Source organism: Mesorhizobium sp. B1-1-6, assembly GCF_006443035.1.
In the GTDB taxonomy this organism is placed as follows: domain Bacteria; phylum Pseudomonadota; class Alphaproteobacteria; order Rhizobiales; family Rhizobiaceae; genus Mesorhizobium.
This window is the reverse complement of record NZ_VFWR01000038.1, coordinates 1-6,906: the sequence shown is the minus strand read 5'-3', so window position 1 is coordinate 6,906 and position 6,906 is coordinate 1. Positions and strand designations below refer to the sequence as shown.

Annotated in this window: 10 protein-coding genes; 3 read left to right on the top strand and 7 right to left on the bottom strand. The window is 62.4% G+C overall.

Features of this window, described 5'->3' with window-relative positions; all coding sequences use genetic code 11:
• Positions 1-200: 200 nt before the first annotated feature.
• Positions 201-893 (top strand): DUF1013 domain-containing protein, encoded by a 693-nt coding sequence (locus FJ979_RS32325; protein ID WP_140500530.1) that lies wholly within the window; start codon positions 201-203, stop codon positions 891-893.
• 65 nt (positions 894-958) lie between these two features.
• Here the strand turns inward: FJ979_RS32325 and FJ979_RS32320 are convergent, their stop codons facing one another.
• The 4 genes from FJ979_RS32320 to FJ979_RS32305 all read right to left on the bottom strand — a co-directional run bounded on the left by FJ979_RS32320 (position 959) and on the right by FJ979_RS32305 (position 3,108).
• A complete protein-coding gene (locus FJ979_RS32320; protein WP_140500532.1) occupies positions 959-1,678 on the bottom strand; it encodes a YafY family protein in 720 nt (239 codons plus the stop codon).
• Positions 1,679-1,766: 88 nt separating this feature from the next.
• Positions 1,767-2,210, bottom strand: a complete 444-nt coding sequence (locus FJ979_RS32315; protein ID WP_224680332.1) for a hypothetical protein — start codon at positions 2,208-2,210, stop codon at positions 1,767-1,769.
• Positions 2,211-2,265: 55 nt separating this feature from the next.
• A complete protein-coding gene (locus FJ979_RS32310; RefSeq protein ID WP_140517872.1) occupies positions 2,266-2,856 on the bottom strand; it encodes a DJ-1/PfpI family protein in 591 nt (196 codons plus the stop codon).
• A gap of 84 nt (positions 2,857-2,940) precedes the next feature.
• Positions 2,941-3,108 (bottom strand): hypothetical protein, encoded by a 168-nt coding sequence (locus tag FJ979_RS32305; protein WP_140500534.1) that lies wholly within the window; start codon positions 3,106-3,108, stop codon positions 2,941-2,943.
• A 310-nt stretch (positions 3,109-3,418) separates the two neighbouring features.
• Here FJ979_RS32305 and FJ979_RS32300 point away from each other — a divergent pair, with 310 nt between their 5' ends.
• Both FJ979_RS32300 and FJ979_RS32295 read left to right on the top strand, forming a co-directional pair.
• A complete protein-coding gene (locus FJ979_RS32300) occupies positions 3,419-4,366 on the top strand; it encodes a ring-cleaving dioxygenase (protein ID WP_140584728.1) in 948 nt (315 codons plus the stop codon).
• Positions 4,367-4,463: 97 nt separating this feature from the next.
• Complete coding sequence (locus FJ979_RS32295) at positions 4,464-4,643, top strand: hypothetical protein (RefSeq protein ID WP_181165425.1); 180 nt, start codon at positions 4,464-4,466, stop codon at positions 4,641-4,643.
• Between the two features lie 81 nt (positions 4,644-4,724).
• Here FJ979_RS32295 and FJ979_RS32290 read toward each other — a convergent pair whose 3' ends face one another.
• The 3 genes from FJ979_RS32290 to FJ979_RS32280 form a co-directional block, all read right to left on the bottom strand.
• Positions 4,725-5,441: an SGNH/GDSL hydrolase family protein gene (locus tag FJ979_RS32290; RefSeq protein ID WP_140584726.1), complete on the bottom strand. Its 717-nt coding sequence runs from the start codon at positions 5,439-5,441 to the stop codon at positions 4,725-4,727.
• Positions 5,442-5,539: 98 nt separating this feature from the next.
• Entirely contained in the window at positions 5,540-6,271 is a 732-nt protein-coding gene (locus tag FJ979_RS32285) for a thioredoxin family protein (RefSeq protein WP_140500539.1), read from the bottom strand.
• Between the two features lie 167 nt (positions 6,272-6,438).
• The coding region (locus FJ979_RS32280) for a class I fructose-bisphosphate aldolase (RefSeq protein WP_140584724.1) at positions 6,439-6,906 on the bottom strand (468 nt) is incomplete at its 5' end.

Below are 6,906 nucleotides of genomic sequence, written 5' to 3'. Positions count from 1 at the left end.
CCAGCCTCCATCCGCTGGCGATAAAACCGGACAACTCACGTGCTACCTAATCCGGACAACTCATGTGCTTACGACAACGCCTTCCCAAAAACATTGCGGAACCGCCGGAGAGCGGTTATATAACCTGCGAATTTCCCATTTTGGTGGCTCTAAACCACCGCCCGCGCGGGAACGCGGGCGAACGAGAAGGATTTTTAAAAATGGCCAATACGCTGCTGATGCCAAAGGCGACCGCTGTCTGGCTGGTCGACAACACCGCGCTTTCCTTCGAGCAGATAGCACAGTTCTGCGGGCTGCATCCGCTCGAGGTCAAGGCGATCGCCGACGGCGAATCGGCGCAAGGCATCAAGGGCATGGATCCGATCATGACCGGCCAGTTGACCCGCGACGAGATCGCGCGTGCCGAGAAGGATCCGAACCAGCGGTTGAAGCTTTCGGACCCCAAGGTGCGGGTGCCGGAATCCAAGCGCAAGGGGCCGCGCTACACCCCGCTGTCGAAGCGTCAGGACCGACCGAACGCCATTCTCTGGTTAGTGCGCAACCATCCCGAATTGAAGGACGCGCAGATCTCGCGCCTCGTCGGCACCACCAAGTCCACGATCGAGCAGATCCGCGAGCGCAAGCACTGGAACTCTGCCAACCTGCAGCCGATGGACCCGGTGACGCTCGGTCTCGCCTCGCAGATCGATCTTGACATGGAAGTCAACCGCGCATCGCGCGGCCGCGAGCAGGCACAGCCGGTCGGCGACACATTGCTGCCGGCGGCGCTGACCGAGCGCCTGGTTCCGGCTCCCGAAAAGCCGAAGGACGAGGATGCCGAACTCGACGCCAACGCCGTGTTCGCCAAGCTCTCGGCTCTGAAGTCGAAGGACAAGGATAACGACGAGGAGTAGAATTCTCGCGAACTCGACCGAAAAGCCCGCTTCGAGCGGGCTTTTTTATTTACGGGTTGGAGATCTCAGCTTCGCGCCGCACGGTCCGGCGCCATGCCGTAATCCTCGCTGCGTTCCACCGCCCGGTAAAAATCGGCGAGCTGCTTGCCGCGCTCCGGCTTGAAGACGCGGCCTGCGATGACCACCGAGGCGATGCGATCGATGCGGAAGGCGCGGAAATCGTCGCGCATCTCGCACCAGGCGACCAGTGTCCACACCTTGCCCCAGAACCAAAGGCCCAAGGGCCTGATGTCGCGGGCGGTGCCGCGGCCAGCTTCGTCCGAATAGTCGATGGTCAGCACCTGGCGCTTCTCTATGGCGCGCTCGATCAGGTCGATCGCTTCGCGCGCGGCGTCGCTCACCACCCACATCGGCGTGTGGATCTCAGTGCGGGCGATACGGTCCTTTTCGGCATCGGGCAGCACCGCGCCGATCTTGACCAAAGCCTCATCAGCGGCCCGGGCCATGGCCGCACCGCCAAAGGCACGCACCATGCGGGCGCCGGCGACCAGCGCCACGATCTCGTCACGCGTGAACATCAGCGGTGGAAGGTCGAAACCCTCCCTCATCATGTAGCCGACGCCCGCTTCCCCGTCGATCGGCACTCCGGTCGACTGAAGGTCGGCTATGTCGCGATAGATGGTTCGCTCGGAAACCTCGAGCCATGTGCCAAGCTTCTGCGCGGTGACCAGACGGCCACCGCGCAAATGCTGCACGATCTGGAAGAGCCTGTCGGCGCGTCGCATCGTATGGTCCCTCGATGTTGTTCCTATGCATGTCGCCCAAAACCGGTTCCCACTTTTGGGCTGCATGCATCGTGTTCTTGCGCATGCCTTATTCCGAAACCGCAGAACACTCGGCGGCATGCATCATGGTTTCAGGCCTTCGCACTTGCGCTGCGCGGCCACAAATTCCGCGCCGAAGGACAATTTCCTCGTTGTCGGCGTCCTGGGCATCGAGCTCGCGCCAGAAGGGCGCGACATCGCTCAGCGTCATGCCGCGCCCGAGATCCTCAATGGCTGCTTCGGCAACGGTACGCCGATGATAGCCGATCGCGACCGGGCATGTCACTTCGGCGCCACGGTCAAAGGCAAGCGCCGTGCGCAGCACGCGAACGTCCATCTCGACGCCTTCGGGAATCGAGCGGATGAATTCGTCGACCTGTTGCGCCGTCGGCACCAGCATCGTCTGGTCTTCGACTCCATCTGCCACCGTGCGCGGGGCCGGTTTGATGCCGTTCACCCCCGGCGTGTTCAATCTGTCGGTCCAGCTCTTCATCGCTCGTCCTGTTCACCGCTCGCATCTATGGCATGGCGCTCCTGACACCATTCTGTCAGGAGGGTTCAGCATACTCCCTGGCGAATAGCGTCCGCATCTCGGCAAGTTCGCCGTTTCGTTCAGGATAGAGCGTCTTCAGGAAGGCCAGCGCGAAGGTGCCGGGCGCCGAACCTGGCGCGGAAACGATCTTGCCGTCGGACACGGCATGCGGCACGTCCTGATAATTGTGATCGCCAGCATAGCCAGCAATGTGGCGATTGATCCAGTCACGGCCATTGCTGGTGTGCCTCGCCTTCTCGAACATGCCGGCTCGGGCCAGCGCCAGCGTTCCGGCGCAGATACCGCCGACGACACCATCCCGCATCGCAACGTCCCTGAGCAATTCCGCCACCTCGGGCGGCGCCTCGCCCGCCCATCGGTCGGAGCCAATGACGGCGATGGCATCGAGATCGGCATTTTCATCGGCGCCGGCCGAGCGGTCGGGCGTCAGCCGGAAACCGCTGATCCCGCTCACCGGCCTGCCATCGGGTGTCAGCGAAACCGCGCGGGCGCCGAACCATTCGACCGCCGAGGCGGCCAGCAGGCCATATTCCCAGTCGGCGAAGCCGTCTATGAAAAGAAGGCCAATTGTCTTCTGCTTGGGCATACGCTCGCTCCGTCCCTCGCGTGCCGGACTTATCATCTGGGCGTTGGGGCGCCTACATCCAACCGCTTTGCCGAAAAATTCGTCTCAATTGTCGCGAAGGCGACGTTCGGCATACATGTCCGGCCAGCCGATATCCTTGCGAATGTCCGCCGGCAGCGAGTTGATGAACCGCTGGGTGCGGATCTCGTTGCGCATCGTACGAATCTTGCCGACATAGTGCTGCATGCCGCGCAGAATGGTGGAACCGGTCATGGCTAGTCTCCTCTCTGTGAATGAAGACAGTATCGCACACCCCTCCTGACAGCAGTCTGTCAGGAGGATGGCAGGGCTTGGATAATAGTTGCGATCGGTGGGTTATCCCTGTGAAGGTATCGTTTTCACTGCATCAGACCGCGGCCCGAAGCAGGTTTAGAAGGCCGAGATTGTTCACTACTGCAATGCCTGGTCATGATCCATTGTTCAGCCTTTGGCGACGGACTGTCAGGATACGTGGTCTCCAGCCAGGGATCCGAAGTTCTGATATGGAAGGAGAAAATTCTTCCCCAAAAACAGGGAGACGACCATGAGCCTTCAACTGACAGGAATTCACCATCTGACCGCCATCACCGCCAATGTGCGTGGAAATCTTCATTTCTATACAAGGGTGCTGGGCTTGCGGCTGGTCAAGAAGACGGTGAACCAGGACGATACCTCAGCCTACCACCTCTTCTATGCCGATGGCGAAGCGACGCCGGGCACCGACCTTACTTTCTTCGACTGGCCGGTCGGCCGCGAGCGACGCGGCACCCACAGCATTGTCCGGACCAGCCTCAGGGTTGGTGGCCAGGACAGCCTTGCCTGGTGGAAGCAACACTTGACTGACGAAAATATCGTCACGAGTGAGATTGCCGACATCGGTGGCTACGCCAGCCTGGATTTCGAGGACCCCGAGGGCCAGCGTCTGCGCCTCGTCAGCGATGACGGCAAGGGCGACAGCCGCCCCTGGGCGCAAAGCCGCGTGCCGGTCGAACACCAGATCCGCGGGCTCGGGCCGATCGTCATCAGCGTTCCCGACCTCACCAATACCGAAGCAGTGGTGACGCAAGTGATGAACATGCGCAAGGTCCGAGACTATGCCTCGCCGGAGGGCCAGGTTCAGGTCTTTGAAATGGGCGAGGGTGGGCCGGCGGCGGAATTGCACGTCCTGGTGCAGCCGGGACTGGCGCCGGCAAGGCAAGGTGCCGGTGCGGTTCATCACGTCGCCTTCAGGGCGCCGGACCAGGAGACGCTGCATCAATGGACGGCGCGGCTCGCCGAATTCCGTCTGCCGTCGAGCGGCGAGGTCGAGCGCTATTATTTCCGCTCCCTCTATTTCCGCGAGCCGAATGGCATCCTGTTCGAGATCGCCACTGACGGGCCGGGGTTCACCGCCGACGAACCGCTGGAGACGCTGGGCGAAAAGTTGGCCCTGCCGCCATTCCTGGAATCGAAGCGCGCTTCGATCGAGGCCGGCCTCAAGCCGCTGAAGTAGATCGTTCTCCGATCAAAGGCTGGCGCCGCGTTCCAGTCCGGATCGCGGCGCCTATTTTTTTCGAGCGACGAACGACGCGCTTTGACAGCCGACCGCGATGCTGGTCAAAGGCGGCATGTCGAAACTCCTCGCCCTCGTCATCCTTGGCATCATGGTCATCCAGTTGATCAAGCCGCTCGGCTGGCCGGGGCTGAAACGGCGCAGCGACTTCTGGAAGCTGGCGCTCCTGGCCATGGCGGCCATTTCGATAACGGCCGTGCTTGGACATTGGACGTAGCGCAGTTCCAGGAAGGTGTCTGGCGGTTTCCCGCCTGGAATGCGCAGGATGGAATATCGGGCCGGCACGAGCCGGCGGCAATCACTCTTCGATCACGCAGCCGACGAGGTGCTCGGCCCAGGCCCGGTAACCGGCTTCCGATGCATGAAATCCGTCCGAGGCGAAGCCGGCTTCGGGATTGGTGATCGGCAAGCGCGGCGCCGGCACCGCACCGCGTTCGAGGCAAAGACGTTTGCCCATCCGGTTCATCTCACCGGCGCGAATTTCCAGGATCTTGCCGAGCAGCGGCGGCATGGCTGGCGCTTGCGTGAACTCCAGCACAGGAGACCACACCACGCGGGCCTCAGGCCATTTGGCGCGCAGGGCGTAGAGCAGACCGCCGAACGCCCTCTTGAAGCGGGGCACGGAGTGGAAATTCTTGGTGTCGTTGGTGCCAATGGCGAGCACGATATGCGTCCACGGATCGGCCGAGAGATTGGGCAGGACGTGGTCGCGGATCTGCCCCGACGTCGCCGAATTGAACCCGGCGGCGCGCCAGCGCACGGCGCGGCCGGTTCGCTGCGAGATCAGGACGGCCAGCTGCGCGGCCAGGCCATTCTCGGATTTTTCGATGCCGACCGAGGCGGCGGAGGAATCGCCCAGCACCAGCAGCCAAACCGCCGGCTTCCGGCCGGCTATCTCATGCATGACCGGGCCTTGCGCGGGCAGCATGCGCGAGGTGCGTCGGCGCACGCCAAGCCCCTGCCAGACATAGACAGGAAAGGCGAGCCAAGTGAGGAGAGCCGGAAAGCGTCGCATCGAGCAGCATTTAACGCATGTTTCGCCGGAGGTGAACGATCCTTGCACCGGTGGCGGACGCCTTCAAGCGTCCAATGTTCGATGGGATCGCTGAATGCCTAAGCCCTGTCCGCTTGCGACCTGTTTCCATACTGGTCATGCAGCCGCACCCAGTCCATCAAGGTCCTATAAGGCCCGGTCTCGTCGCGGCCTTTCGGCGCAAGGTCGAGATATTGATAGGCGCCGATCAGCTGTTCGCTGCCGCGGGCGCGCGACATGAAGGTCAGGAAGATGTCGCCGGTCTCGTCCCGGTAGAACACGGTGGTGCCCGGCAGGTCTTTCGATTTCAGAACGGGCGTCTCGAAGTTGTAGATCGCTTCACCGGATGCGATCTGCTTGTCGGTGAACGACACCTGCATGTCGAAGTTGAAGTCCGAGGCATAGGATGAGACCCAGTCGAATTTCCAACCCATGCGCTCTCGGTAGGGCAGCAGCTCGGCGAGCGGCGCGCGTGACACCGCGACAAGTGACACGTCATGGTGTCTCAGATGCTGATTGGCACCGTCCATGTGGTCGGCGACGAACGCACAGCCTTCGCAATGATGGGTCGAGCCGGACCCGAACACGAAATGATAGACGATCAGCTGGCTGCGGCCGGCGAACAGTTCGGCCAGGCATCTTGGACCCTGCTCGGTTTCGAAGACGTAGTCCTTTCTCACCTTCAGCCAGGGCAATTCGCGCCGTTCCGCCGCGATGCGCTCGCGAAATCGCGTCAATTCCTTCTCGCGCGCCAGATGCGCTTTGTGTGCCCGGAACCAATCCTCGCGTGAAACGACCTTGTTGCGATGCATGAACCTCTCCCTGGCTTCATCCCAAGGACGTTCGGGACGGGCATGAGCCGACATCGCGCCGGCTGCGCTGGAGAGAAATAGGGATGGAGGCGCTTCATCCCAAGTCCGGCGGAGCGCAGCAAAACCCGGGCGCATGGCCCGGGTCCGATAGAGACGGAAAACCGTGGTCAGGCAGCCTGCTCCAGGCTCGGCTTCCATTGTCCAAGCGCCGCCAGATGGTTCATGTGGGCACGGTGGGTGAAGGCGGCCTGACCCGCGGCAACATTGGATGCCTTGCCGCTCCAGGCCTTCTGCGGGGCAGCCTGCAGGGCGCGGCCATAGGAGAAGGTCAGCTTCCACGGATGCGGGCCGATGGCGTTGATGGCGTTGAGGTTGGCGGTCGCTTCCTCATCCTCCTGGCCGCCGGAGAGGAAGGCGATGCCCGGCACCGCCGCCGGCACGGCCTCACGGAACAGTTTTATGGTCTTTTGCGCGACCTCTTCAGGGCTGCTCACCGCGCCCGACTTCCTGCCCGCCAGCACCATGTTGGGCTTCAGGATCGTGCCCTCGAGCACCACCCGGGCCGCGTAGAGCTCGTCGTAGAGCTTCGTCAGCGTCGCCCTCGAGATTTCATAGCACGTGGCGATGTCGTGGGC